Origin of the sequence: Nocardia sp. NRRL S-836 (assembly GCF_001279525.1) — a bacterium.
In the GTDB taxonomy this organism is placed as follows: Bacteria; Actinomycetota; Actinomycetes; order Mycobacteriales; family Pseudonocardiaceae; genus Lentzea.
The window spans coordinates 179,758-204,758 of record NZ_LGDY01000091.1; the positions used below are offsets into that span (position 1 = coordinate 179,758).

Below are 25,001 nucleotides of genomic sequence, written 5' to 3' on the forward strand. Positions count from 1 at the left end.
ATGCGTCTCGTGTTCGCAGGTACGCCCGAGGTGGCACTTCCCTCGCTGCGCGCCTTCATCGACTCCACCCGCCACGACGTCGTCGCCGTCGTCACCCGCCCGGACGCCCCCGTCGGCCGCGGCCGACGGATCGAACGCTCCCCGGTCGCCGCACTCGCCGACGAGCACGGCATCGAGGTCCTGTCGCCGGCCAAGGCGGGCGACCCCGACTTCCTCGACCGCCTGCGCGCGCTGGAACCCGACCTCTGCCCGGTCGTGGCCTACGGCGCGCTGCTGCCCCAGCGCACGCTCGACATCCCGCGCTTCGGCTGGGTCAACCTCCACTTCTCCGTGCTGCCCGCCTGGCGCGGCGCCGCACCGGTGCAGGCTTCCGTGCGCCACGGCGACGACATCACCGGCGCCACCACCTTCCGCATCGTCAAGGAGCTCGACGCGGGCCCCGTCTTCGGCGTGGTGACCGAGAAGATCCGGCCCCGCGACACCTCCGGCGACCTGCTCGGCCGCCTGTCCGTCTCCGGCGCCGAGCTGCTGCTGTCCACCGTGGACGGCATCGAGGCCGGCACCCTGCGCGCCGTCGAGCAGCCCTCCGACGGCGTCACCTACGCCCCGAAGATCACCGTCGAGGACGCGCGGCTCGACTTCGCCACCCCCGCCGCCGCACTGGACCGCCTCGCCCGCGCGGTCACGCCGGAACCCGGCGCGTGGGCCGAGTTCCGCGGCGAACGCCTCAAGCTCGGCCCCGTCACGCCGGTGGACGACGTGACGCTGCCGGCCGGGGAGGTCGTCGTCGAACGCAAGCGCGTGCTCGTGGGCACGGCGACGACCGCCGTGGCCCTCGGCGAGGTCCAGGCGCAGGGCAAGAAGCGCATGGCCGCCACCGACTGGGCCCGCGGCGTGCGCATCGAAGCCGGGGAGCGCATCGCATGACCGCGTGCGAGAGCACCGTCCCGGCCCCCACCCGCGTCCTCGCGCGTGGGGCTTCCACAGCTGTGTCAACGACCTTCGCGGGTGTCGCCCGTGCCGGAGCAGGGGAACCCGAACCGATGGAGCCAGGACCGATGGAGCACCGCGCATGACCGGCTACTCGCGAGGGGACTCCAAGCCGTCCCGGCCGCGCAGGCCGCACCCGCCCCGGCGCCGCACCGGGCCGTCGCGCCCTCCGGTGGAGGACCCGGCGCGCCTGGCCGCGCTGGAGACGCTGCGCGCGGTCCGCCAGCGGGACGCGTACGCGAACCTGGTGCTGCCGCAGCTCCTGCGGGACCGGCGGATCACCGGCCGCGACGCGGCGCTGGCCACCGAGCTCACCTACGGCGCCTCCCGTGCCCAGGGGCTGCTCGACGCCGTGATCGAGGCGTGCTCGGACCGCCCGCTGTCCGAGGTGGACGGCTCGGCGCTGGACGCGCTGCGGCTGGGCACCTACCAGCTGCTGCGCACCCGCATCCCGTCGCACGCGGCCGTGGCGTCGACCGTGGACCTCGTCCGGGCCGAGCTCGGCTCCGGCGTCGCCGGCTTCGTCAACGCCGTGCTGCGCCGGGTTGCCGAGCAGGACGAACAGGCCTGGGTCGACGAGCTCGCACCCGACCCGGACACCGACCCGATCGGCAACCTGGCGTTCACGCACGCGCATCCGCGGTGGATCGCGCAGGCCTTCGCCGAGGCGCTGGGCAGTCGCGACGACACCCTGCGCCGCGCGCTGGAGGCCGACGACGCCCGGCCCGCCGTGCACCTGGTGGCACGGCCCGGCGAGGTGAGCGCCGACGAGCTCGCCGCCATCACCGGCGGAGACGTGGCGCCCTACTCGCCCTACGGCGTGCACCTGGAGCCGGGGGCGGGAGACCCGGCTGACCTCGAGCCCGTTCGCGAGCGTCTGGCGAACGTGCAGGACGAGGGCAGCCAGCTCTGCGCCCTGGCCATGACGCGCGCACCGCTGGAAGGCACCGACGACCGGTGGCTCGACCTGTGTGCCGGCCCGGGAGGCAAGGCAGCGCTGCTCGCGGCACTGGTCGGCTTGGAAGGCGGCGAGCTCATCGCCGTCGAGAAGGCACCCCACCGCGCCGAGCTCGTGCGCAAGATCACCTCAGGCTTGCCGGTGACCGTGCATGTGGCCGACGGCCGCGAGACCGACTTCGTCGAAGGGGCGTTCGACCGCGTGCTCGTCGACGCGCCCTGCACCGGTCTCGGTGCACTGCGCAGGCGCCCGGAGGCGCGGTGGCGGCGCCAGCCCACCGACGTCGCCCAGCTCACCACGCTGCAGCGTGAGCTCCTCACCGAAGCGTTGCGACTGGTGCGTCCTGGCGGAGTCGTGGCTTATGTTGTGTGCTCACCTCATCTCTCCGAGACCGTAGGGGTGGTGACGGACGTCGCCCGGCGGACCGGAGCCGACGTGCTGGACACCCGGACGCTCTTCCCCGAGATGCCGGACCTCGGGGACGGGCCGCACGTTCAACTCTGGCCACACCTGCACGGAACGGATGCCATGTTCTGCGCGGTGCTGCGACGCCCTGTTTGAGCGCTCGTGGAAGACGCTAGCGACGGGGTCCGACAGTTCCGGCCCCGTCGCCCCGCCGCACGGCCACAACGGTTCCGGGTTCACCGGTTCGAGTGACGGCGGCCGGGCGCGACCTAAGATCGTCCACATGACACGTGGCCTGCTCGGACTCGTCGCAAGCGGCTGCGGCGGCGTGGAGACCTGGTTCCGCACGCAGCTCGCGGAACCGGCGGCGCGACGGGGCTGGCGGCTCGCCATCACCCTCACGCCGACCGTCGTCCCGTGGTTCGAGGAGGCAGGCGAGCTCGACCGGCTCCAGCAGCTCACGGACCTGGAGGTCCGCTGGCACCCGCGGTTGCCGGGCCAGCCCAAGCCCTACCCGACGCCCGACGCGTTCCTCTTCGCCCCCGCCAGCGCGAACTCGGTGGCGAAACTGGCGCTCGGCATCGGTGACAACCAGGCGCTGACCGCGCTGAACGAGGCCATGGGCGTCGAGGGCTGCAGGGTCGTCGTCATGCCCCAGGCCAACGCCGACAAGCGCCGTCACCCGATGTGGGAGACCCACGTCACCACCCTCACCGACGCGGGTGTCGTGGTGGTCACCGACGAGCCTCCCGGCAGGTTGCTCGACCTGCTGGACACCTAGGATCAGCCTCGTGGTCCACACGCCGATGATCGCCCCCAGCATCCTGTCCGCAGACTTCGCGCGCCTCGCCGACGAGCTCGCCGCGGTGCCCACGTCGGACTGGATCCACGTCGACGTCATGGACAACCACTTCGTGCCGAACCTGACCCTGGGCCTGCCGGTGGTCAAGTCGCTGCTGAAGGTCACGGACATCCCGGTCGACTGCCACCTGATGATCGAGGACCCGGACCGCTGGGCCATCGGGTACGCCGAGGCGGGCGCGTACAACGTCACCGTCCACGTCGAGGCCGCGAACGACCCGGTCGCGCTCGCCAAGAACCTCAGGGCCGCAGGCGCGAAGGCCGGCCTGAGCATCAAGCCGGGCACCCCGCTGGAGCCCTACGTCGACGTGCTCAAGCACTACGACACGCTGCTGGTGATGTCGGTCGAGCCGGGCTTCGGCGGCCAGAAGTTCATGGCCGAGGTGCTCGACAAGGTCCGCCAGGCCCGCCACCTCGTCGACACCGGCCACCTGAAGCTGGTCGTGGAGATCGACGGCGGCATCAACGCCGACACCATCGAGCAGGCCGCGGAGGCCGGTGTGGACTGCTTCGTCGCGGGCTCCGCCGTGTACGACGCCACCGACCCCGGCAAGGCCGTCGAGGCACTGCGCGCCCAGGCAGCCGCCGCCCAGAGGACCGGCGGTCGGTGACGCCGCGGGACGCGATGGCGCTCGCCATCGCGGAGAGCGAGCGGGTGCGGGGCACCACCAGCCCCAACCCGCCCGTGGGCTGCGTCGTCCTCGACGCGCACGGCAAGGCGGTCGGGTTCGGCGGCACGCAGCCACCGGGCGGCCCGCACGCCGAGGTGATGGCGCTCAAGGAAGCGGGCGTCCGGGCCAGGGGCGGCACCGCGGTCGTCACGCTCGAACCGTGCGCGCACCACGGGCGCACGCCACCGTGCACCGAAGCGTTGCAGGAAGCCGGCATCAAGCACGTCATCCACGCCGTCAGCGACCCGAACCCCAGGGCCGCGGGCGGTGCGGCACGGCTCAGGGCGGCCGGCATCACCGTCGAGAGCGGTCTGCTGGCCGACGAGGTCAGCAAGGGGCCGTTGCGCGCGTGGCTGCACTATGCGCGCACGGGCCGCCCACACGTCACGTGGAAGTACGCGGCGTCGCTGGACGGCCGGATCGCCGCCCAGGACGGCACCAGCCGGTGGATCAGCTCGGAGACCTCCCGCAAGGAGGTCCACGACCTGCGCGCGAAGCTCGACGCGATCATCGTCGGCACGAACACGGTCCGGCGCGACGACCCGGCGCTGACCGCCCGCGACGCCGACGGAATTCCGCTGCCCCACCAGCCGTTGCCCGTGGTCGTGGGACACGGCGACCTGCCGGCTGGAGCCAGGCTCGAGCACACCGCGCTACACCTGCGCACGCATGACCCGGACGAGGTGCTGACCGCGCTCGCCGGCGAAGGGGTGGTGGACGTGCTGCTGGAGGGTGGCCCGACGGTGGCCGGCGCGTTCCTGCGCGCGGGCCGGGTCGACCGCGTGCTCGCCTACGTCGCGCCCGCACTGCTGGGGGCGGGACCCGCGGCGGTGCTGGACGCGGGCGTGTCAACCATCACGGACGCTGTCCGGCTCGTCGTCGAAGACGTCACCATGAGCGGACCAGACTTGCGGATCAGCGCGGTTCCGCAAACTTAGGAGGAGCGGTGTTCACCGGGATCGTCGAGGAACTCGGCCACGTGGTCGCGGTTCAGGACCTGCCAGACGCGGCGCGGATCCGCGTCCGCGGGCCGATCGTCACCAGCGACGCGAAGCACGGCGACTCCATCGCGGTGAACGGCGTCTGCCTCACCGTCGTGGAGGTCGAGGACAACACCTTCACCGCCGACGTGATGCGCGAGACCCTCGTGCGCAGCAGCCTCGCGAAGGTCGCCGAGGGCGACCGGGTCAACCTGGAGCGCGCGGCCGCGGTCGGCCAGCGCCTCGGCGGCCACATCGTGCAGGGCCACGTGGACGGCACGGGCACGATCCTCGCGCGGGAGAAGGCCGAGCACTGGGAGGTCGTCCACATCGGACTGCCGCCCCAGCTCGCCCGCTACGTCGTGGAGAAGGGCTCGATCACGGTCGACGGCGTGTCGCTGACCGTCGTGACCGTGTCCGAGGACGAGTTCACCGTGAGCCTCATCCCGACGACGCTGGACCTCACCACGCTGGGCCACCGCAAGCCGGGGGACCACGTGAACCTGGAGGTCGACGTGCTGGCGAAGTACGTTGAACGACTGGCCGTCCCGCACCTGCGGGCCATCGTGGGCGAGGAGACCCAGTGAGCACCGATTTCGCTGAGATCGAGCGGGCGATCGCCGACATCGCCGCCGGTCGCCCGGTGGTCGTCGTGGACGACGAGGACCGCGAGAACGAGGGCGACCTGATCTTCGCCGCCGAGAAGGCGACGCCGGAGCTGCTCGCGTTCATGGTCCGCTACACCTCGGGCTACATCTGCGTGCCGCTGACCGAGGAGGACTGCGAGCGCCTCGACCTGCCGCCGATGTTCCACACCAACCAGGACGTGCGCGGCACGGCGTACACGGTCACGGTCGACGCGCGCGAGGGCGTCAGCACCGGCATCTCGGCCGCGGACCGCGCCCGCACGATCCGGCTGCTGGCCGACCCGACCTCGAAGGCCACCGACTTCAACCGGCCCGGCCACGTCGTGCCGCTGCGCGCCAAGGCCGGTGGCGTGCTGCGCCGCCCCGGTCACACCGAGGCCGCCGTCGACCTGTCGCGGCTGGCCGGGTTGTCACCCGCCGGCGTGCTCTGCGAGATCGTGTCGCAGAAGGACGAGGGCGACATGGCCCGCCGCGAGGAGCTGGAGGTCTTCGCCGCCGACCACGACCTCGCGCTGATCACGATCGCCGACCTCATCGCGTACCGCCGCCGGGTCGAGACCCAGGTCGTGCGCGCCGCCGAGGCCCGCATCCCGACCGCGCACGGCGTGTTCACCGCGTTCGGCTACGACAGCCTGCTCGACGGCATCGAGCACGTCGCGATGGTGTACGGCGAGATCGGCGACGGCGAGGACGTGCTGGTGCGCGTGCACTCCGAGTGCCTCACCGGTGACGTGCTCGGCTCGTTGCGCTGCGACTGCGGCCCGCAGCTCGACGCGGCGCTGGAGGCCGTCGCGGCACAGGGCCGTGGCGTGGTGCTGTACATGCGCGGTCACGAGGGCCGCGGCATCGGCCTGATGCACAAGCTGCAGGCCTACCAGCTGCAGGACGAGGGCGCGGACACCGTGGACGCGAACCTGGTGCAGGGCCTGCCCGCCGACGCGCGCGACTACGGCACGGGCGCGCAGATCCTCGTGGAGCTGGGCATCAAGTCCATGCGGCTGCTGACGAACAACCCGGCGAAGCGGGTCGGCCTGGAGGCCGGATACGGTCTGCGGGTGCTCGACCGGGTGCCGCTGCCGATCTCCCCCAACCCGGAGAACCTGCGGTACCTGCGCACCAAGCGCGACCGGATGGGCCACGAACTGACTCAGCTGGAGCAGTACGAGGCCGTTGTTTCCGCTACGGAGGACCAGGAATGAGCGGCGAGGGCCGTCCTGAGCAGACCACGCTCGACGGCAAGGGCCTGAGCGTCGCCATCGCGGCGACGCGCTGGCACACCAAGATCACCGACCAGCTCGTCGAGCGCGCCCTGCGGGCCGCGGAGGACGCGGGCTGTGCTGACACGACCGTCGTGCGCGTCGCGGGGGCCATCGAGCTCCCGGTCGTGGTGCAGGAGCTCGCCCGCCACCACGACGCCGTGGTCGCGCTGGGCGTGGTGATCCGCGGTGGCACCCCGCACTTCGAGTACGTGTGCGACTCGGTGACCGCCGGCCTCACGCGGGTCGCGCTGGACGAGTCGACGCCGGTCGGCAACGGCGTGCTGACGACCGACACCGAGGAGCAGGCACTGGCGCGCGCCGGTCTGCCGGAGTCGGTGGAGGACAAGGGCTACGAGGCGACCGTCGCGGCGATCGACGCGGCGCTGGTGCTGCGCGGGCTGCGCCAGCCGTGGACCGAGCGGGGTTTCGAATGATGACGGCGAACGCGGTGGTGCTGCGCCCCAAGAAGATCCGCAAGGTCGCGTGGGCGTGCGCCGTCGGCCTGGTGGTGGCGTTCACGGTGGTGGGCCTGCTGCTGGGCAACACCCCGACCGGCGTGATCTTCCGGACCTCCGACCAGGTCGCGATGATCCTGCTCGGCTTCCTGCTGGCCGGTGGCGTGCTGCTGCTGACCCGGCCGCGGGTGAGCGCCGACGCCACGGGCATCGAGATCCGCAACGTCGTGACGTCGCACCGCTTCGAGTGGACCGACGTGCTGTCCATCAGCTTTCCCGACGGCGCGTCGTGGGCCCGGCTGGAGCTGCCGGAGGACGAGTACATCTCGATCATGGCCGTGCAGGCCGTGGACCGGGAGTACGCGGTGAAGTCCGTGCGTGCGTTGCGCGAGCTGCACAAGGCGGCGAACTAGCTCCGGAGCGATGAGTTCTGCCCGTGCGGCGGGTCTGCCTCGTCGATGTCGCTGACACAGGAGGAAGACGTGGCACAACTGCTGCGAGTGCAGAACTTCATGGTCTCGAGCGACGGCGTCGCCGCCGGTGAGGACCAGAGCTTCGAGAACCCGTTCGGGCTCCCCGGCGCCGAGCGGTTGTTCTCCTGGGCCGGTGCGACGGCGAGCTGGCCGAACCGCACCGATCCCGGCGGCAGCCGCGGCCTGGACGACTACTTCACGCGCGACTTCACCCAGAACATCGGCGCGGAGATCATGGGCCGCAACAAGTTCGGGTACCAGCGTGGGCCGTGGACCGATCACGAGTGGCAGGGCTGGTGGGGTGACGAACCTCCGTTCCACACGCCGGTGTTCGTCATGACCCACCACGAACGACCGTCGATCACGCTCTCGGACACCACGTTCCACTTCGTCGGCGGTGACCCGGCCGACGTCCTCGACCAGGCACGGGAAGCGGCGCAGGGCAAGGACGTCCGGCTCGGCGGCGGTGTCACCACCGTCCGCCAGTTCCTCGACGCGGACCTGGTGGACACCCTGCACGTCGCCGTCTCACCGGTGCGGTTCGGCGAGGGCCTGCGGCTGTGGGACTCGCCCGACGAGCTGCTCGACCGCTACCACCTCGACGTGGTGCCCAGCCCGAGCGGCGTGGTGCACCACCTGTTCTGGCGCAAGTCCCGCTAACGCCACAGCCCCAGCACCGCTCCCACGAGGCTGAGGCCGATGACGTGGAAGCCCGCCCCGACGGCCACGTGGGTCTTCGGCGCGGGCTTCGTCGTGTCGAACACGCCGCTCACGAACATCACCGGCAACGCGATGCCGACGCCCACGACCAGGCCGAGCAGCAGGCCCTCCATGACGTCGTCGGTGCCCGACGCGGCGGCGATCATCGCGGTCGCCAGGGTGGCGGCGAAACAGGTGGCCAGCGGGATCGTGTAGACCCTGGCGCCGGTGCGCTGCGGCGGGGTGAGCTCCCAGCCGATGGACCGCCGCCAAGCCCGGCCGAAGGCGAACTCGGCGTACCAGATCGCTCCCAGCGCGTAGTACGCGACGGTCGCGACGACGACGGCCAACCAGTTGAGGTCGCCGAGCACGCTCAGGCTCATGACATCTCTCCCGCGGTGATCAGATGTCTTGGCATCGCGTGCTCCGGCGCCACCGTTACCGCTGCGTGATTCGTGGCCAAACCACTACCCTGGCCCGATGCACGAGAAGCCGATGGAGATCTCCGGTTCCGAGGAGGACCTCCGCTCGCTGCACGACTGGCTGCGCGACGAGGACGAGCTGCGCCGCGCCGCCGTGGAGTGGCGTTCGATGCCACCGAAGCCGGACGAGATGGGCAGCGCCGGGGTGCTGACGGTGACGCTCGCCGACGACGCCGACCATGCCGTGCTGGCCAGGTCCATCGCCGTGTGGACCAGGCACCGGGCCGCCGTGGCGCTGACGATCACCGCGGGCGGGCGGGTGGCCGAGGTGGACAGCCGGCCGCTGAGCGACCCGGCCGAACTGGCGGAGATCATCGCGAAGCTGGTCCGGTGACGGGGCTGCCGGACCCGGTGAGCTCCCGCGCGATCCTGATCGGGGTCGACCGGACACCGAAGCACCCCGGGCTGCACCCGTTGCCCGCGGTGCGCAACAACGTCACCGACCTGGCCGCGGCGCTGACCGACCCGGCGATCTGGGGCCTGGCGCGGCAGAACTGCGTGGAGCCGCCGGACGTCTCGGACGCGCGGCAGGTGGCCACGACGGTCGAACGCGTGGCGGCGGAGGCGACCGACACGCTGCTCCTGTACTTCGCCGGGCACGGGGTGCCCGACCCGGACGACGGCGAGCTGATCCTCGCGGTCGGTGACACCACCGAGCAGTCGCCGAAGTTCACCGGGCTGCGGTACGCGTGGCTGCGCGAGGCGGTGCGCCGGGTGAGGGCCGCGCGGCTGGTGGTGGTGCTGGACTGCTGCTTCAGCGGCCGGGCACTGAAACAGCAGCCGCTGTCGGTGATCTCCGGGCAGATCGACATCGGCGGCACCTACGTGATCACGTCCTCACCGCACAACTCCCCGTCGAAGGCACCGGAGCGGGGCAGGCACACCGCGTTCACCGGCGGGTTGCTCAAGGTGCTGAACCAGGGCGTTCCCGGTGGGGCGCAACGGTTGCGGCTCAGCGACCTGTACGACCGGGTGCTGAACGAGATGGTGCTCGGCGGCTTCCCCCGCCCGCAGCAGATGAACACGAACACCGTGGGACAGCTGGAGATCGTCCACAACCGCGCCTGGTCGCTGCCGGTGGAGGTGCCGCGCGTTACACCGTCGCGGGTGCACGCGCCGCTGACCGACGCGATGCGCGCCGAGCTCACCGAGGTGATGCTGCTGCAGTTCGGCGACCCGGCCGGGGTCGACGTGCTGACCGAGTCGCTGCTGGCGCAGGCGGTGCACGAGATCGAGGCCGGAACGGACACCGCGCGGCTGCTCGCTGGCCTGGACCGCTGTGTGGCCGTGCTGCGGTCCCGGCTGGCGGCGCTGGCGCGACCGGCGGAGCTGGAACCGGCGATCGCGGACGCGCTGGGGGACGGCGAGCTGGCGGCGCAGACGGCGGCGGCGTTCGCACGGGCCGGTGCCGGCAACGTCGAGGTCGGCGTCACGACCGGTGCGGCCGTGGAGGTCGAGCTCACCAGCCGGCTCACGTTCGCCACGAAGCTGCTGGCCCCGAACGCGGCGGCCACGCCGGTGGTGCTGGACGCGCCGGTGGTCGTCGTGTCGCGCACGGGCGAGCTCGACGCACGGGTGCTCACCGCCGACCCGGCGTTGAAGGGCAGGCCGCTGCTGGTCGTGGCGCCGAAGCTGGCACCGCACGTGGCCAGGCGGTTGATGTTCGTGACGCCCAAGGTCGTGGTGGTCTACCCGACGGCCGCGGCCGACGACCTGCTGTCCGGCCTGTGCACCCTGACCGGGGCCGACGGCGGCACGGTGCTCGGCCGCGCCTACCGCGTGCTCGTGACGGCGTCGGCGACCACGGTCATGGCCGGTGACGCCCCTGAGCTGGCCGACACCGGGCGTGCGGTCATCCGGGTCGAGGCGTCGGCGCTGCCGCTCGCCCGGCGCGCGCTGGCGATCGCACGGGCGGCGGCCGACGGTGGTGTGGTGGGACGTGGTGCGGCGGCCGACCTCGCCGCCCGGTTGCCGGACGGTCCCGCAGAACGGGTGCTGCGCCGTGCTCTCGTTGGGCCGCAACGAGACGGTGTGGTGCCGGTGGTGACCGTGCAGGGCGCGCTGGGGCACTCGCTCGCGACCGTGGTGCGGCTGCTGACCGCCTAACCGCGCTTCGCGCCGCACTCCGGGCAGAACCTCGCGGTCACGGCCACCCGGCCGCCGCACCCCGGGCAGAACGCGGTGTCCTGCTGCAACGGCTGCGGTGTGACCGCCCACGCCGGCTCACCGGGAGGCGAGGCGAACGAGGGCTGGGCCTGCGGCAGCATCGGGGGCATCTGCGGCGCCGGGCCCGCCCGCAGCGCCGCCTCGGTCACGTACTCCTCCGACACCAGCAACGCGTTGTCGTGCAGCTCGGACTGCTTGATCTCCCGCCACAGCTGGCCCAGCTTGACCGCCCACGTCAGCTGCTCGCTGCCCACCGGCATGCCGAACACCCCCGGTGACACGCGGATCAGCGTGATGCCCGCGTGCGGCACCAGCTCCAGCTTCACCGCGCCGCGGTGCTGGCCGATCTGCCGGAACGACGGTGCGTGCAGGCTGATCTCCCACGCGGGCGGCATCGCGTAACCGGGGTGCTGGGGCGTCGCGCGTGGCTGACCAGCGACGACGTACTGGGCGCCCGCGAAGTGCTGCATGATCCGCTGTGCCACCGGACCGAGGTCGGGGACGGTGTGGTGCACGATCCGCTCGGTCTTGAGCAGGTTCATCACGGGCCTTCCAGTGCGATGGTGCCGGTCGCCCCGACAACCTCGGTGCCGCACGTCTGGCAGAAGCGCCACGTCGGCTGCAGCTGGTTCTGGCAGCGCTCGCAGCGGGTCGGCGCCTGGTCGCGCCGGTGCTCGACGGTGCCGGTGAGGATCCGGAACGCGTCGGTCCGCGCCCAGTCCTGCAGGTACTTGACCCTGGCGATCGGCATCGGGTGCGTCGGCGTGCCGATGCGGACGTCGCGGTCGATCAGCCGGTTCCAGATGGAGTTGAGCTTGAACGCGTCGAACTCGACGGTCTGCGCCTCGAACTCCTCGTAGTTGATCTCACCGGGCAGCCACTTGGGCACACCGACCATGTGGAAGATCGCGCGTTTCATGGCCTCCGGGCCACCGGTGCAGACCGCGGCCACCCGGTCGGCCGACAGCTCGCTCTTGTGCTGCCAGTTGACCAGCGCCTCGCCGAACGCCAGGTCTCCCAGCGTCTTCAGGCCCAGCACGTTCGGCAGGATGCTGACCCCGCCGTGCGCGACGAGGTCACCGATCTGGCGGTAGAGCGAGTGGTCGAAGGCGATGTGGCCGCATTCGTGGGCGATGACCGCGCGGATCTCGTCCTCGTCGAGCGAGTCGAGCAGTCTGCTGTAGAGCACCAGCATCGGCCGTTCGATGCCGACGGCGAAGGCGTTGGGCTGCGCACCCTCCATCAGGTACAGCTCCGGCGGCTCGATGCCGAGCGCGTCGCAGATCGGCGGCAGCATCCGGTAGATCTCCGGCAGCTGCCGCGGGCCGAGGCGCACCCCGTTCGACAGCAGGTAGTGCCGCCACATCCGGTCCGTGTAGACCTTGCCGTAGGCGGTCAGTGCCTTGTCCAGCAACGGCACCGCTTCGAGCTTCGACCGGGCACTGCGGTCGAACGGGTGCATGAGGTCGTGCAGGTTGAACCGGACCGCCATGACGCGACTCCCAGTGCGACGGTGCCGACGGACGGGTCCGAACAATAGCCCAATGGGCCGCCCGCACCGAGGTGTGGACGGCCCATTGGCCTTGATCTGGCAATGATTTCCTAGCTGCGGACCATCTTGCGCAGCACGTACTGCATGATGCCGCCGTTGCGGTAGTAGTCGGCCTCACCGGGGGTGTCGATGCGGACGACCGCGTCGAACTCGACCTTCGCGCCGTCGGTCTTCGTGGCGACCACGTGCACGGTGGACGGGGTGTCACCGTCGTTGAGCTTCGTGATGCCGGTGAAGTCGAACGTCTCGGTGCCGTCGAGGCCCAGCGACGCGGCGTTCTCGCCGGCCGGGAACTGCAGCGGCAGGACGCCCATGCCGATCAGGTTCGAGCGGTGGATGCGCTCGAACGACTCGGCGATGACGGCGCGGACACCGAGCAGCGAGGTGCCCTTGGCCGCCCAGTCGCGCGACGAACCGGAGCCGTACTCCTTGCCGGCCAGCACGACCAGCGGGACACCGGCCTCCGCGTAGGCGACGGACGCGTCGTAGATGGTGGTCTGCGGGGCGTCGGCCTCGAGGAAGTTGCGCGTGAAGCCACCCTGCACGTCGTCGAGCAGCAGGTTGCGCAGGCGGATGTTCGCGAACGTGCCGCGGATCATCACCTCGTGGTTGCCGCGGCGGGAGCCGTAGGAGTTGAAGTCCTTGCGCTCCACGCCGTGCTCGGTCAGGTACTTGCCCGCGGGCGAGTCGGCCTTGATCGAACCGGCGGGGGAGATGTGGTCCGTGGTGACCGAGTCACCCAGCAGCGCCAGCACGCGGGCACCGGAGATCTCGGTGACCGGCTTCGGCTCCATCTCCATGCCCTCGAAGTACGGGGGCTTGCGCACGTAGGTGGACTCGCTGTCCCACTCGAACGTGTTACCGGTCGGCGTGGGCAGCGACTGCCAGCGCTGGTCGCCCGCGAAGACGTCCTTGTAGCCCTTGGAGAAGCCCTCCGGGGAGATCGAGGTCGAGATGACTTCGGCGATCTCCTGCGGCGACGGCCAGATCTCGCTCAGGTAGACCGGCTTGCCCTCGGTGTCGGTGCCGAGCGGCTCGGTGGTGATGTCCTTGTCCATCGAACCGGCCAGCGCGTACGCCACGACGAGCGGCGGCGACGCGAGGTAGTTCATCTTGATGTCCGGGTTGATCCGGCCCTCGAAGTTGCGGTTGCCCGACAGCACCGAGACGACCGCGAGGTCGCCTTCCTGCACGCCCGCCGAGATCTCCTCCTGCAGCGGGCCCGAGTTGCCGATGCAGGTGGTGCAGCCGTAGCCGACCAGGTGGAAGCCGAGCTTCTCCAGGTACGGCATGAGGCCCGCGCGCTCGTAGTAGTCCATGACGACCTTCGAGCCCGGCGCCAGGGTCGTCTTGACCCACGGCTTGCGCTCGAGACCGCGCTCGACGGCCTTCTTCGCGAGAAGGGCCGCGCCGAGCATCACCGACGGGTTCGAGGTGTTGGTGCACGACGTGATCGCGGCGATCGCGACGGCACCGTGGTCCAGCTCGAACTCGTTGCCGTCGAGCGAGACCTTGACCGGGTTGGACGGACGGCCGTCGGCGCCCTCCGCCGCGGTCTGCAGGCGCGGCGCGCCGTCGCCGTTCTCGCCCTCGTGCACGGCGATCGGGTCGGAGGCCGGGAACGTCTCGTCGATCGCCTCGTCCACGTCGGACTTCTCGTCGGCGACGTGCGCGACGTAGTCCTTCAGGGCGGTGCGGAACGACGCCTTGGCGTTCGTCAGCTCGATGCGGTCCTGCGGGCGCTTCGGGCCGGCGATGGACGGGACGACCGTCGCCAGGTCCAGCTCCAGCGTCTCGGAGTAGACGGCCTCGCGGGACGGGTCGTGCCAGAGGCCCTGCTCCTTGGCGTAGGCCTCGACGAGTGCGATCTGCTCCTCGGACCGGCCGGTCAGGCGCAGGTAGTCGATGGTCTCGCCGTCGATCGGGAAGATGCCGACCGTGGAGCCGAACTCCGGCGACATGTTGCCGATGGTGGCGCGGTTCGCCAGCGGCACCGCGCCGACGCCCTCGCCGTAGAACTCGACGAACTTGCCGACGACGCCCTGCTTGCGCAGCATCTCGGTGATCGTGAGCACCAGGTCGGTGGCGGTGGCACCGGGGGGCAGCTCACCGGAGAGCTTGAAGCCCACCACGCGCGGGATCAGCATGGAGACCGGCTGGCCGAGCATCGCGGCCTCGGCCTCGATGCCGCCGACGCCCCAGCCCAGCACGCCGATGCCGTTGACCATCGTGGTGTGCGAGTCGGTGCCGACCAGCGTGTCCGGGTAGGCCTGGCCACCGCGGACCATGACCACGCGGGCCAGGTGCTCGATGTTGACCTGGTGCACGATGCCGGTGCCCGGCGGGACGACCTTGAACTCGTCGAACGCGGTCTGGCCCCAGCGCAGGAACTGGTAGCGCTCCCTGTTGCGCTCGTACTCCAGGTCGACGTTCAGCTCGAACGCGTCCGGGCGGCCGAAGATGTCGGCGATGACCGAGTGGTCGATCACGAGCTCGGCGGGGGCGAGCGGGTTCACCTTCTCGGCGTCGCCGCCCAGCTGGGTGACGGCCTCGCGCATGGTGGCCAGGTCGACGACGCACGGCACACCGGTGAAGTCCTGCATCACGACCCGTGCGGGCGTGAACTGGATCTCCGTGCTGGGCTCTGCGGTCGGGTCCCAGTTGGCGAGAGCGCGCACGTGGTCGGCGGTGATGTTCGCGCCGTCCTCGGTCCGCAGCAGGTTCTCCAGCAGGATCTTCAGGCTGAACGGCAGACGCTCCGCGCCCTCCACGGCGCTCAGCCGGAACACCTCGTACGAGGCGTCGCCGACGTTGAGCGTGCCGCGGGCGCCGAAGCTGTCCTTGCTAGCTGGTGCAGTCACGTGCAACTCCATCTGGTGACAGCGCGGTGGTCAGTTCGGGGTACGGGGAGAGTCTTCCGCACCCGGTCGACCGCTGCCCCTCGACCCAAACAGTACGCTTGTCCTGTAAGCCGCTTCAACCCAGGTTGCCCTAACTCACCCGAGGCGGGCCGGGCGGCGTTTCACCCGGCGAACATGAGAACCGCCGCGAACGCGCCGAGCATCAGCACCTTCGCACCTTCCAGCGCGATGTAGGCGAGGTGGGCCCGTGACCTGGGCGGCGGCTCCCCGTCGATGATCAGCTGGGCCCTGGCCTCCAGCCTGGGGCGCAGCGCGAGCACCTGCACCGCGAGCGTCACGACCAGTACGGTGAGCAGCACGCCCGCCGCGAACGGGCGGTCGCCGGACGCGAACGTCACCGCGGTGACCAGGGCCAGCACGACCTCCGCGCGGTTGAGGGCCCGGAACACGAGCCGCCCGATGCCCAGCCCCAGCGGCAGCGTGATGCCGGGTGCCCGGAACTTGAGCGGTGCCTCGATCGAGATCGCCACGACCATGCCGAGCCAGACGCACGCCGTGGCCAGCGGTAGCAGTGTCATATGTCCTCCGTGTCGTGCCGTGCTGTGGTTATCTTGGCGTGGTGCTCCTCGATCAGGTCTCCAAGCGGTACGGACGCGGGCCCTGGGTGCTGCGCGACCTCACGCTGGAAGTGTCCGAGCTGGTGGTGCTGACCGGCGCGAACGGCACCGGCAAGTCCACCCTGCTCAAGATCGCGGCCGGCGTGTTGCGGCCGACGTCCGGGCGGGTCGTGCGGCCCGCGTCGGTCGGGTACGTGCCGGAGCGGTTCCCCTCGGACGTCAGGATGTCCGCCTCGTCGTACCTCGCGCACCTGGGGCGGATCCGCCGTGCGGCGGCGACGGACGTGCTGGAGCGGCTGGGTTTCGTCGGCTCGCTGACGGCGCCGATGTCCGAGCTGTCGAAGGGCAACGCGCAGAAGGTCGCGCTGGCACAGGCGTTCCTCGCCACGGACCTGCTGGTGCTCGACGAGCCGTGGAGCGGGCTGGACCCGGCGGCGTCGGCGGAGCTGGTGTCGTTGTTGCAGGGGCGCACCGCGCTGGTGTCCGACCACGAGGGCCACCTCGCGGACGCGGCGCGCGTCGACCTCGCCGGCGGTCACGTGACGATCGAGCTGAGCCGGGTCGTCGGACTGGAGGCGCTGGAGGCGCTGGAAGGCGTGCGGTCGGTGCTGTCGCGGGGCACGTCGGCGCGGGTGGTCGTCGCGCCGGAACGCAGTGACTCGGTGCTGGCGGAGGCGTTGCGGCTCGGCTGCTCGGTGCGGAGCGTGCGATGACCTCGCTGGTGCGGTACCTCGTGGCGGACGTGCTGCGGGGGCAGCGGTTCCTGGCTCCGGTGCTGGTGTTCCTCGGCGTGCTGGGGATGCTGTTCTCCTCCGACGCCGGGCAGCCGCTGGAGGCGTACTCGGGGTCGTCGGCGTTGCTGTACCCGATCTGCGCGTGGACGGCGGTCGTCGTGGCGACGTCGGAGGACGTGGTGCGGCGGGAGATCACCGTCGTGTCGGCGGGCGGGTGGCCGCGGGTGCTCGGCGCGGTCGCGATCGTCGCCGTGCTGTTCGCCGTGGCGATGGCGGCGCTCGCGGCGGTGTGGCCGGTGGTGACGAACCCGCACCCGTACACGGCCGGTGACTTCTTCGTGGGCCTCGGGTCGCACACGGCGGTCGCGCTGCTCGGCGTCGGCGTGGGCCTGATGTTCGCGCGGCCGGTGTTCGACGCGATCGGGCGGACCGTGCTGGCGGTGTTCGCCGTGGTCGTGCTGACCTACCCGCTGGGCCGCGTGACACCGCTCGGCTGGGTGCTGGACGCGTTGGGGCACAACCAGTTCTCGCTCTCGGTGCTGTGGGCCGGTGTCGTCGGCGCCGTCCTGGTGGCGGGCGCGGTCGCGTTGGGCGTGTGGCGGACGTGATGCGGGTCGACGTGCTCGGACCGCTCGTCGTCGGCGACGGGTCGGTCGAGGTGCGCGGCAAGCGGTTGCGGTGGCTGCTGATGCGGCTCGCGATGGAACCGGGCCGGGTGGTCGCCGCGGAACGGCTGATCGCGGACCTGTGGCCGGACGACCCACCGGTCGACGGCGCCGCCGCCCTGCAGTCGCTGGCCTCCCGGCTGCGGCGCACGATCGGTGCCGACGCGATCTCCTCGCACGCCACGGGCTACCGGCTCGAAGCCCCCACCGATGTCGAGGAGTTCTGCCGGACCCGTGACGCGTCGCTGTGGCGTGGCGCGGCTTTCGAGGACGCACCGTTCGCGGTCGACGAGGCGGTGCGGCTGGCGTTGCTGCGCGACGACCTGACCGGCCTGGAAGCTCTCGCCGCCGCGCACCCGTTGCGCGAGGACGTGCAGGCGCGGCTGATGCTCGCCCTGCACGCGGCGGGCCGCCGGTCGGACGCGCTGGCGGTGTTCGACCGGGTGCGGACCTCTCTGGCGGAGACGCTGGGGGTGGACCCGGGGGAGGCGCTGGCTGCGGCACATCTCTCCGTGCTGCGCGAACGTTCCGTGCGCGGCAACCTGCCGGCGCCGGTGGGGTCGTTCGTGGGCCGCGCCTCGGACCTGGCCGCGCTGGACGCGTTGCTGGCGTCGAACCGGTTGGTCACGCTGACCGGCTTCGGCGGCGTGGGCAAGACCCGGCTGGCACTGGCGCACGCGGCCACGCGCGACGAAGCGTGGTTCGTGGAGCTGGACTCGGCAGCGGACCCCCTGGCCGCCCTGGACGCGGCCCTGGGCCCGAACCCGCTGGCGATGCCGGTGTTCGCCCGCCTGGGTTCGGCGCTGGTGGTCCTCGACAACTGCGAACACGTGGTGGACGCGGCCGCCGCACTGTGCGCGCGACTGCTGGCCGAGGCGCCGGGGGTGTCCGTGGTGGCGACGTCACGGGAGCCGCTGGGCATCCCCGGCGAGGTCGTGCACCCGGTGGCGCCGCTGGACGTCGAGCACGCGGTCCGCCTGTTCACCGCACGCGTCGGCTCGGCGCTCGACCCCGGGGTGGTGCGGCGGGTCTGCGTCGCGCTCGACGGCATCCCGCTCGCACTGGAGCTGGCGGCGGCACGAGCGCGCTCGCTGTCGGCGCAGCAACTCGAGTCGCGCGTGCAGAGCCGGCTGCGGCTGCTGGACCGCGGCGCGCGCACCGGACCCGCGCGGCACCGGACGCTGCGGGCGGTGATCGACTGGAGCTGGGAGCTGCTGGACTCGGCCGAGCGGACGTTGCTGGCGCGGCTGGCGGTGTTCGTGGGCGGGGCGACGGCCTCGGCGGTGCATGCGGTGTGCTCAGGGCGTGCGGTGGGCACGGCGGGTTCGGTGGGCACGGCGGGTGTCGGGGACGCGGGGCGTGCGGCAGGCGCGGTGAGTGCTGGGGACACGGGCTGTCCGGTGGGCACGGCGGGTGCTGGGAACACGGACCGTTCGGTGGCCACGGCGCGCTCGATGGAAGCGGCTGATGCGGTCGGCGCGGAGCGTTCGGCGGGCATGGCGCGTTCGGTGGGCATGGCGGGTGCCGGCGATACGGAACGTGCAGCGGACACGGCGAGTGCCGGGGACACGCGCCGTTCGCCGGATGTGGTGGTGAGTACGGCCGACGCGGCGAGTGCGGTAGGCACGGCCGATGCGGTGGGCACGGCGGGTGCGGCGTACACGGGCCGTTCGGTGGACACGGCAGGCTCGCGCAGGGGTACCCCCGAATCGGGAACCCCTGCGTTTCAACGTACTCACGACCACCGACAAGATCGGAAGCTCGACGGCGGGCAGGACGGCCCTGACGAGCACAGCCCCGGCGGGCACGACCTCGACGTGCACGACCCCAGCCAGCGCAACACCAGCGAACACCGCCCCAGCGGGCAAAACTCCAGTAGGAACAGCCCCGGCGGTCACAACCCCAGCGGGTACGCCCACGAGGCCCACAACCCCGCCGCACACAACACCCGCGAGCACACCCCAGGCGCCCCCGGCGGCGCCCCCGCCCCAAACGCCCAAAGCAGCGAGCACAACCTCGAACTGCACGACCTCTGGGAAACCGAGGACCTCCTGTCGGCACTGGTCGAGAAGTCGCTCGTCGTCCGCACCGGCGAGCGCTACCGGCTGCTGGAGACGGTCCGCGAGTACGCGCTGGAACAGGGCCGGACAGATCCGGCGGCCCACGCGCGGTACTACGTCGAGCTCGCCGAGCGGATTGAGCCGTTGCTCCGCGGGCCGCGGCAGCTCGAAGCGCTGGAGGTCTTCGAGGCGGAGCGGGCCAACCTCGACGCGGCGCTGGCGTGGGCGGTGCGTCACGAACCGGCGCTTGCCCGGCGGATGATGGCGGCGCGCACGTGGCATTGGCTGGTGATGACCAAGCGGTACGAGGAGATCCGGCGGTGGGCGCCGCTCGTGCCCGGCGATCCGCTGTCGGAGGTGCTGGCGACGCTGGGCACGCCGGAGGCCGTCGCGGCGGCGGAGCGGTTGTGGCAGGAGGACCTGCCGACGGCGTTGTGCGCGTTGATGCTGACCAGTGGTCAGGTGTGGGGTGTCGCGGAGCTCGGTGACCGGATGACGGCGCTCGCCGATCGGCTGGAGCGGTCGGACGACGAGTGGATGCGGGCGTTCTCGGCGCTCATCCGCGGGGTGGTGGCGGGGGAGTTCAGCGAGGGTGCGGCGCCGGAGGCGGAGCTGGCGTACCGGCGGGCGCTCGTGCGGTTCCGGGCCGTCGGGGACCGGTGGGCCGTGGTGTTCGGGCTGTCGTGCCTGGTCATGGTGCTGATCAACCGGGGCGAGTTCGCCGAGGGGTTCAAGGCGGTGTCGGAGGCGCGGCAGGTGGCGGCCGAGCTGGGTGACCCGGAGAACGTGCTGGTGCCGATGCCGGTGCTCGTGCAGACGGCACGGCTGAAGGTGCGCATCGGTGACCTCGCCGGTGCGCGGGAGGACCTGGCGCAGGTCCGCCCGCAGTACAACCTCGACCAGGGGCGGGTCGCGCAGGCGCACGGCGAGGTCGCCTACTTCGGTGGCGACTTCGAGGAGGCCGTGCGGCTCTACCGGCAGGCGCTCGACGCCACGGAGGACTCGCAGGCGTTCCAGTTCCGGGCCGCGGTGCACGCGGGGCTCGGGCTGGCGCTCACCCGCCTGGGGCTGCTGGACCAGGCGGGTGAGCAGCACGCGCGAGCGCTCGACACGGTCAGCCGGAGCACGGACGGGCCGGCGCGGGCGACGGTGCTGGAGGCGTACGCGGGCTGGCTGCTGGCCCAGGGCGACGCGCAGCGTGCCGCGGCCGCCCTGGACGAGGCGGAACGGCTACGCGGCGGCCCGAGCAGCGACCCGGCGGTGGTGCAGCTGCGTGACCGGTGCCGCGCGGAAGTAGGCGTCGATCGCTGACCGGCCGATGGCGGCCACGTACCCGTCCGGCCGCACCAGGACCGGATCGTCGCCCAGGTCGAGCGTCACGAAGTCGGGACCGCGCAGCAGGTCGAAGATCCGGCCCTGGTCGGTCACGCCGTCGGGCATCCGGTCACCCGCCTTCAGGCCGGGCCCCTCCTCGGTGCGGTACGACAACGACAGCTGCAGCGTCTCGTCCTCGCGGCGCTCGAACGGGTTGCCGGACATCATGATCGCGGTCGTCATGCCGAGCAGCCACTCCGCGACCGGCTTGCGCTCGGACTCGTAGGTGTCGAGCAACGTCTCCATCCCGAGCTTCCAGCCCAGGTTGTACGCGTCCTGGATGCCGGTGTTCATGCCCTGCGCGCCGGCGGGGGAGTGCACGTGCGCGGCGTCGCCCGCGAGGAACACCCGGCCGACGCGGAACCGGTCCACCATGCGGATGTTGGTGCGGTACACCGACATCCACGTCGCGTCGTGCAGGACGACGTCGTCCAGCCCGGTGCGCTCGCGCACGATCTCCCGGTACAGCTCCAGCGACGGCTCACCGTCACCGGTGGCCTGGAACTGGTAGAGGTCGGTGTCGGGCAACGGGCACAGGCCCAGCCACCGGTCGGCGCGGCCGCCCCAGCTGTGCCAGTGGTCGCGGTCCAGGCCGGAGACCCGCACGTCGCCCACCAGCATCCGCTGGTCCTCGTGCGTCTCGCCGACGAACGAGACCCCCAGCTGCTTGCGCACGAACGACTTCCCGCCGTCGCAACCGACCAGGTACCGCGCCCGCACGGTCTCGCCGCCGACGACCGCGGTGACACCGGAGTCGTCCTGCGTGAACGCGGTCAGCGGCATGCCGTACTCGACAGTGCCCGCGGGCAGCGCCTCGCGCAGGACCTGCTCCACGCGGAACTGCGCGATCAGCATGGTGCGCGCGTACGGGCGTTCGGGCGTGGGGTGCCGTCCCTCGTGCACGTCCCACTCGCGCAGCACCTCGCGGCCCCGGTAGGCGCGCATGGTCATGTGCAGGCGGCCGGAGGCGAGGATCGGCTCGATGACGCCCAGGTCGTGGAACACCTCCATCGACCGCGGCTGCAGACCCTTGCCGCGGGAGCCCGCGAACGGTGCGGAGGAGGCGTCGACGATGCGGAACGGAACGCCGCGGCGGGCGAGGTCGAGGGCGAGGGTGAGGCCGGTCGGGCCGGCGCCGATGATCAGAACCTGAGTGTCCATGGCGACCACACTCGACCCGTGAACTGCCACGGCCCTGTCACCGCGCTGTTGCGCTGTGACAGGGCCGTGGGGACCGGCTCGGACTACTTCTTCATGAGCGCGATCAGCGCGTCGACGTCCTTGGGCTCGAAGCCGCGCAACAGCGTCAGCAGCACCTCGTAGTACGACCGCACCGGGCTGACGTACCACTTGCCGTCGACCTTGGTGGACACGACGCCGACACCGGTCTTCATGACCGACGTGGCGACCCGCCCGATGACCTCGACCGCCTCGGCCGGGATCTTGCTCTTGCCGCCGCCCTGCTGCTCCAGCAGCTGGGTGACCTCGTCGGCGCACAGCTTCTGCTCGCCCTGCTTGGGCACGTCGACCGAGTAGCAGTCGCCCTCACGCGTGATCGTGAGGGTCTCGCCCTCCGCCGTCACCGAGAGCTTCTTGACGGTGACCTGCTTGCCGCCGGTCACGTCCTTCACGTCGGTCTCCAGCGCGTTGAGCTTCGCGCCGGTCTTGTCCACCGAGCCGATCTCGTCCAGCAGCACCGGGCCCAGGTCCTGCAGCACACCGGCCTCGTCCGGCGGCAGCGTGGCGATGACCTTCTCGATGTCACCGTCGAGCGCCGCGTTGACCAGCTGCTTGGCCGCCTCCTCCGGCGAGCCGGCGCCCTGCGGCGCGAAGCCCTTCTGCGGCCACGTGAGCTTCTCCTCCTCCAGGACCGCGTTGGCGATCGTGTAGAAGGCGCTCGGGTACCACTTGTCGCCGACCTTGATCGACGCGATGCCGATCGGCTTGCCGCGCTTCTTGACCTCGGCGGAGATGTCGTAGGTCTTGGTCTCCGACTTGGTCAGGCTGACCTTGTCGCCGATGGCGTCCATCAGCTTGTCGGTCAGCGGGACCTTGGAGATGTCCGAGGTGATGGTGATCTTGCCCTCGGTCAGCTTGTTGATCGTGAGGTGGTCGTTGACCTTCTCCGCCGCCGCGTCGTCGAACTTGATGTTCTCGCTCTTGAACTCGACGCCCGACATCTTGTTCGGGTCGGCCTCCTGCTTGAGGATCTCGAGACGCTTCATCTCCTTCGTCATCGAGTCCATGTAGTCCTTCGACAACGCGGCCTCTGCGGGCGCGAGCGAGGCCATGATGCCGACGACGTCACCGCTGCCGAGCTGCTCGACGAGGTTCTTCGCCGCGATCTCCGGCGTGTCCTTGCCCGCGTTCGCCGCGGGGTTCGCCTTCTGCAGGGCGAAGAACGTGACACCGCCACCGACGAGGAGCAGCACCGCCACGACGGCCGTGATCACCAGACCGGTGCGCTTCTTCTTCGGCGGCTCACCCCCTGCCGGCGCGTAGCCGTAGGGCTGCTGGTGCTGGTCGAACCCCTGCTGAGGGAAACCCTGCTGGGGAAAGCCCTGCTGCGGGAAGTTCTGCGGGTAACCCTGCTGCGGCACACCCTGCGGGCCGGTCTGCGGGTAACCGCCCGGCTGCTGCGGGTGAGCGCCGCCCTGCTGCGGGAAGCCCTGCGGTCCGGTCTGCGGGAAGCCGCCCTGCTGGGGGTACCCGCCCTGCTGCGGCTGCTGGGGGTAACCGCCCTGGTGGGGCTGTTGCCCTTGCGGGTCGTTCTGCGGCTGCCACTGTCCGCCGCTACCGGGGTAGCTCACGGTTCCCTCCTGGAGTCATCACTGCGCTGCGCCTGGGCGAGGTGAGCACCGTGATCGCCCCCACGATCGCCAGTACGGCACCGGCAAGGGTCACGACGGGTCCGGTCGAGCTGAGTCCGACCAACGCGCCCTTGCTGTCCCCTTGGACCGTGGCAACCAGGGCCACGGTTCCCCCGATCGTGCCAAAGAGGAGAGCCACGCACGCGGCAATTCGACGAAAACGGACCGCGTAGAGGGCGAGCGCCACGACGGCCAGCGGCGTCAGACCCACCCAGACACCCGTCACCACGCCGCCGGCCACCCCGTCCAACCCGGCAAGATCACGCAGCGAGAGCACCTGGTAACTGTCCCTCGTGGTCGATCCCGACCTGAGCCAGGGCAGGAAAGTTCCGGTGATCTGAGTGACCAAGCCCACTGCCGCGATCGCGGCTCCCACAGCGCTGCGCACCCGACTAGTGTGAACGGATGGTCTCCGACGCGTGCACGGCGGCACGGGCGCTGGTCGCGTCCGCCCACCGGATCACGGTGTTGACCGGTGCCGGCGTCTCCACCGACTCGGGCATTCCCGACTACCGCGGCCCCGGCGGCGTGTGGGCGCGGGACGCGGACGCCGGACGTGGCGCCACCCTGTCCACCTACCTGGCCGACGCCGAGGCGCGCAGGCGGACGTGGCGCTCCCGGCTGGACCATCCGGTGTGGACGGCCAAGCCGAACGCCGCGCACCGGGCACTGGTGGAACTGGAACGGTCCGGCCGGTTGCGCACCGTGGTCACGCAGAACATCGACGGCCTGCACCAGAAAGCCGGGTCCGACCCGCACCGCGTGGTGGAGCTGCACGGCACGCTGCACGCGACGGTCTGCCTCGGATGCGGTGCGACCGGTCCGATGCGTGCCGCTTTGCAGCGCGTGGCCGACGGCGAGGAGGAACCGGACTGCCCGCGCTGCGGCGGAATCCTCAAGTCCGCCACCGTCTCGTTCGGCCAGGAGCTCGACGGCGAGGTGCTGCGCAGGGCCCGGCTGGCCGCGCTCGACTGCGACCTCCTGCTGGTGGCCGGCACGTCGTTGTCCGTGCAGCCGGCCGCGGGACTGGTGGCGCTGGCGGCGAAGGCCGGTGCCCAGGTCGTCATCTGCAACAACGAGCCGACGCCGTACGACTCCCTCGCCGCCGTCGTCGTGCACGAACCGGTCGGCGAGGTGCTGCCCGACCTCAGCGCCGTTCCTCCATCCGGGGGAGGCGCTTTTTCGTCCTGGGGAGATCCGAGCACCTGGTCGTAGGGTCGCA

General features: G+C 71.4%; 24 protein-coding genes. 16 read left to right on the forward strand and 8 right to left on the reverse strand.

Going from position 1 to position 25,001, the window contains the following annotated elements:
- The 10 genes from fmt to ADL03_RS11790 all read left to right on the forward strand — a co-directional run bounded on the left by fmt (window position 1) and on the right by ADL03_RS11790 (window position 8,359).
- Window positions 1-927, forward strand: a complete 927-nt coding sequence (gene fmt / locus ADL03_RS11745; RefSeq protein ID WP_053733400.1) for a methionyl-tRNA formyltransferase — start codon at window positions 1-3, stop codon at window positions 925-927.
- Between the two features lie 145 nt (window positions 928-1,072).
- Complete coding sequence (locus ADL03_RS11750; protein ID WP_082373062.1) at window positions 1,073-2,509, forward strand: RsmB/NOP family class I SAM-dependent RNA methyltransferase; 1,437 nt, start codon at window positions 1,073-1,075, stop codon at window positions 2,507-2,509.
- A gap of 127 nt (window positions 2,510-2,636) precedes the next feature.
- Window positions 2,637-3,134: a flavoprotein gene (locus ADL03_RS11755; protein WP_053733402.1), complete on the forward strand. Its 498-nt coding sequence runs from the start codon at window positions 2,637-2,639 to the stop codon at window positions 3,132-3,134.
- 25 nt (window positions 3,135-3,159) lie between these two features.
- Window positions 3,160-3,825 (forward strand): ribulose-phosphate 3-epimerase, encoded by a 666-nt coding sequence (rpe, locus tag ADL03_RS11760; protein ID WP_197288328.1) that lies wholly within the window; start codon window positions 3,160-3,162, stop codon window positions 3,823-3,825.
- Between the two features lie 14 nt (window positions 3,826-3,839).
- Window positions 3,840-4,823 (forward strand): bifunctional diaminohydroxyphosphoribosylaminopyrimidine deaminase/5-amino-6-(5-phosphoribosylamino)uracil reductase RibD, encoded by a 984-nt coding sequence (ribD, locus tag ADL03_RS11765; RefSeq protein WP_053733954.1) that lies wholly within the window; start codon window positions 3,840-3,842, stop codon window positions 4,821-4,823.
- An 8-nt stretch (window positions 4,824-4,831) separates the two neighbouring features.
- Complete coding sequence (locus ADL03_RS11770) at window positions 4,832-5,452, forward strand: riboflavin synthase (protein WP_053733404.1); 621 nt, start codon at window positions 4,832-4,834, stop codon at window positions 5,450-5,452.
- Window positions 5,449-6,711: a bifunctional 3,4-dihydroxy-2-butanone-4-phosphate synthase/GTP cyclohydrolase II gene (locus tag ADL03_RS11775; RefSeq protein WP_053733405.1), complete on the forward strand. Its 1,263-nt coding sequence runs from the start codon at window positions 5,449-5,451 to the stop codon at window positions 6,709-6,711. The genes ADL03_RS11770 and ADL03_RS11775 overlap by 4 nt, the downstream gene beginning before the upstream one ends.
- The gene (ribH, locus tag ADL03_RS11780) at window positions 6,708-7,205 is read left to right on the forward strand and encodes a 6,7-dimethyl-8-ribityllumazine synthase (protein ID WP_053733406.1); all 498 of its coding nucleotides are present in this window, start codon (window positions 6,708-6,710) and stop codon (window positions 7,203-7,205) included. The genes ADL03_RS11775 and ribH overlap by 4 nt, the downstream gene beginning before the upstream one ends.
- Window positions 7,202-7,639 (forward strand): PH domain-containing protein, encoded by a 438-nt coding sequence (locus ADL03_RS11785; protein ID WP_053733407.1) that lies wholly within the window; start codon window positions 7,202-7,204, stop codon window positions 7,637-7,639. The genes ribH and ADL03_RS11785 overlap by 4 nt, the downstream gene beginning before the upstream one ends.
- 69 nt (window positions 7,640-7,708) lie before the next feature.
- Window positions 7,709-8,359, forward strand: a complete 651-nt coding sequence (locus ADL03_RS11790) for a dihydrofolate reductase family protein (protein ID WP_053733955.1) — start codon at window positions 7,709-7,711, stop codon at window positions 8,357-8,359.
- Here ADL03_RS11790 and ADL03_RS11795 read toward each other — a convergent pair.
- Entirely contained in the window at window positions 8,356-8,781 is a 426-nt protein-coding gene (locus tag ADL03_RS11795; protein WP_053733408.1) for a DUF1761 domain-containing protein, read from the reverse strand. The genes ADL03_RS11790 and ADL03_RS11795 overlap by 4 nt on opposite strands.
- A 97-nt stretch (window positions 8,782-8,878) precedes the next feature.
- Here ADL03_RS11795 and ADL03_RS48345 point away from each other — a divergent pair, with 97 nt between their 5' ends.
- Both ADL03_RS48345 and ADL03_RS50465 read left to right on the forward strand, forming a co-directional pair.
- Window positions 8,879-9,214 (forward strand): hypothetical protein, encoded by a 336-nt coding sequence (locus tag ADL03_RS48345; RefSeq protein WP_053733409.1) that lies wholly within the window; start codon window positions 8,879-8,881, stop codon window positions 9,212-9,214.
- The gene (locus ADL03_RS50465; RefSeq protein WP_053733410.1) at window positions 9,211-10,986 is read left to right on the forward strand and encodes a caspase family protein; all 1,776 of its coding nucleotides are present in this window, start codon (window positions 9,211-9,213) and stop codon (window positions 10,984-10,986) included. The genes ADL03_RS48345 and ADL03_RS50465 overlap by 4 nt, the downstream gene beginning before the upstream one ends.
- On the opposite strand, the gene ADL03_RS11810 is transcribed toward ADL03_RS50465, so the two are convergent.
- From ADL03_RS11810 to ADL03_RS11825, 4 genes are all read right to left on the reverse strand, one after another.
- Window positions 10,983-11,588 (reverse strand): zinc ribbon domain-containing protein, encoded by a 606-nt coding sequence (locus tag ADL03_RS11810; protein ID WP_053733411.1) that lies wholly within the window; start codon window positions 11,586-11,588, stop codon window positions 10,983-10,985. The genes ADL03_RS50465 and ADL03_RS11810 overlap by 4 nt on opposite strands.
- On the reverse strand, window positions 11,588-12,538 hold the full coding sequence (locus ADL03_RS11815; RefSeq protein WP_053733412.1) for a M48 family metallopeptidase: 951 nt from the start codon (window positions 12,536-12,538) through the stop codon (window positions 11,588-11,590). The genes ADL03_RS11810 and ADL03_RS11815 overlap by 1 nt, the downstream gene beginning before the upstream one ends.
- Window positions 12,539-12,648: 110 nt before the next feature.
- Entirely contained in the window at window positions 12,649-15,459 is a 2,811-nt protein-coding gene (locus ADL03_RS11820) for an aconitate hydratase (protein WP_053733956.1), read from the reverse strand.
- Window positions 15,460-15,620: 161 nt separating this feature from the next.
- On the reverse strand, window positions 15,621-16,037 hold the full coding sequence (locus ADL03_RS11825; RefSeq protein WP_053733413.1) for a hypothetical protein: 417 nt from the start codon (window positions 16,035-16,037) through the stop codon (window positions 15,621-15,623).
- Window positions 16,038-16,078: 41 nt separating this feature from the next.
- On the opposite strand from ADL03_RS11825, the gene ADL03_RS11830 reads away from it, so the two are divergent.
- The 3 genes from ADL03_RS11830 to ADL03_RS50470 are packed head-to-tail and all read left to right on the forward strand — an operon-like array spanning window position 16,079 to window position 20,846.
- Complete coding sequence (locus ADL03_RS11830) at window positions 16,079-16,789, forward strand: ATP-binding cassette domain-containing protein (RefSeq protein WP_063798557.1); 711 nt, start codon at window positions 16,079-16,081, stop codon at window positions 16,787-16,789.
- Complete coding sequence (locus ADL03_RS11835) at window positions 16,786-17,418, forward strand: hypothetical protein (protein ID WP_053733415.1); 633 nt, start codon at window positions 16,786-16,788, stop codon at window positions 17,416-17,418. Before ADL03_RS11830 ends, ADL03_RS11835 begins: the two co-directional genes overlap by 4 nt.
- Entirely contained in the window at window positions 17,406-20,846 is a 3,441-nt protein-coding gene (locus ADL03_RS50470) for a BTAD domain-containing putative transcriptional regulator (RefSeq protein WP_053733416.1), read from the forward strand. The genes ADL03_RS11835 and ADL03_RS50470 overlap by 13 nt, the downstream gene beginning before the upstream one ends.
- Here the strand turns inward: ADL03_RS50470 and ADL03_RS11845 are convergent.
- The 3 genes from ADL03_RS11845 to ADL03_RS11855 form a co-directional block, all read right to left on the reverse strand.
- The gene (locus ADL03_RS11845) at window positions 20,766-22,070 is read right to left on the reverse strand and encodes an FAD-dependent monooxygenase (protein WP_063798558.1); all 1,305 of its coding nucleotides are present in this window, start codon (window positions 22,068-22,070) and stop codon (window positions 20,766-20,768) included. The genes ADL03_RS50470 and ADL03_RS11845 overlap by 81 nt on opposite strands.
- Before the next feature lie 83 nt (window positions 22,071-22,153).
- Window positions 22,154-23,719: a hypothetical protein gene (locus tag ADL03_RS11850; RefSeq protein WP_053733418.1), complete on the reverse strand. Its 1,566-nt coding sequence runs from the start codon at window positions 23,717-23,719 to the stop codon at window positions 22,154-22,156.
- Window positions 23,703-24,167 (reverse strand): hypothetical protein, encoded by a 465-nt coding sequence (locus ADL03_RS11855; RefSeq protein WP_157528499.1) that lies wholly within the window; start codon window positions 24,165-24,167, stop codon window positions 23,703-23,705. The genes ADL03_RS11850 and ADL03_RS11855 overlap by 17 nt, the downstream gene beginning before the upstream one ends.
- A gap of 17 nt (window positions 24,168-24,184) precedes the next feature.
- On the opposite strand from ADL03_RS11855, the gene ADL03_RS11860 reads away from it, so the two are divergent.
- Window positions 24,185-24,994, forward strand: a complete 810-nt coding sequence (locus ADL03_RS11860) for a Sir2 family NAD-dependent protein deacetylase (RefSeq protein ID WP_053733420.1) — start codon at window positions 24,185-24,187, stop codon at window positions 24,992-24,994.
- Window positions 24,995-25,001 lie beyond the last annotated feature (7 nt).

Bases quoted from the DNA above. Each gene is read 5' to 3' on its own strand.
- fmt (WP_053733400.1), top strand. From the start codon at position 1: ATGCGTCTCGTGTTCGCAGGTACGCCCGAGGTGGCACTTCCCTCGCTG.
- ADL03_RS11750 (WP_082373062.1), top strand. From the start codon at position 1,073: ATGACCGGCTACTCGCGAGGGGACTCCAAGCCGTCCCGGCCGCGCAGG.
- ADL03_RS11755 (WP_053733402.1), top strand. From the start codon at position 2,637: ATGACACGTGGCCTGCTCGGACTCGTCGCAAGCGGCTGCGGCGGCGTG.
- rpe (WP_197288328.1), top strand. From the start codon at position 3,160: ATGATCGCCCCCAGCATCCTGTCCGCAGACTTCGCGCGCCTCGCCGAC.
- ribD (WP_053733954.1), top strand. From the start codon at position 3,840: ATGGCGCTCGCCATCGCGGAGAGCGAGCGGGTGCGGGGCACCACCAGC.
- ribH (WP_053733406.1), top strand. From the start codon at position 6,708: ATGAGCGGCGAGGGCCGTCCTGAGCAGACCACGCTCGACGGCAAGGGC.
- ADL03_RS11785 (WP_053733407.1), top strand. From the start codon at position 7,202: ATGATGACGGCGAACGCGGTGGTGCTGCGCCCCAAGAAGATCCGCAAG.
- ADL03_RS11795 (WP_053733408.1), bottom strand. From the start codon at position 8,781: ATGAGCCTGAGCGTGCTCGGCGACCTCAACTGGTTGGCCGTCGTCGTC.
- ADL03_RS48345 (WP_053733409.1), top strand. From the start codon at position 8,879: ATGCACGAGAAGCCGATGGAGATCTCCGGTTCCGAGGAGGACCTCCGC.
- ADL03_RS11810 (WP_053733411.1), bottom strand. From the start codon at position 11,588: ATGAACCTGCTCAAGACCGAGCGGATCGTGCACCACACCGTCCCCGAC.
- ADL03_RS11815 (WP_053733412.1), bottom strand. From the start codon at position 12,538: ATGGCGGTCCGGTTCAACCTGCACGACCTCATGCACCCGTTCGACCGC.
- ADL03_RS11825 (WP_053733413.1), bottom strand. From the start codon at position 16,037: ATGACACTGCTACCGCTGGCCACGGCGTGCGTCTGGCTCGGCATGGTC.
- ADL03_RS11835 (WP_053733415.1), top strand. From the start codon at position 16,786: ATGACCTCGCTGGTGCGGTACCTCGTGGCGGACGTGCTGCGGGGGCAG.
- ADL03_RS11845 (WP_063798558.1), bottom strand. From the start codon at position 22,070: ATGGACACTCAGGTTCTGATCATCGGCGCCGGCCCGACCGGCCTCACC.
- ADL03_RS11860 (WP_053733420.1), top strand. From the start codon at position 24,185: ATGGTCTCCGACGCGTGCACGGCGGCACGGGCGCTGGTCGCGTCCGCC.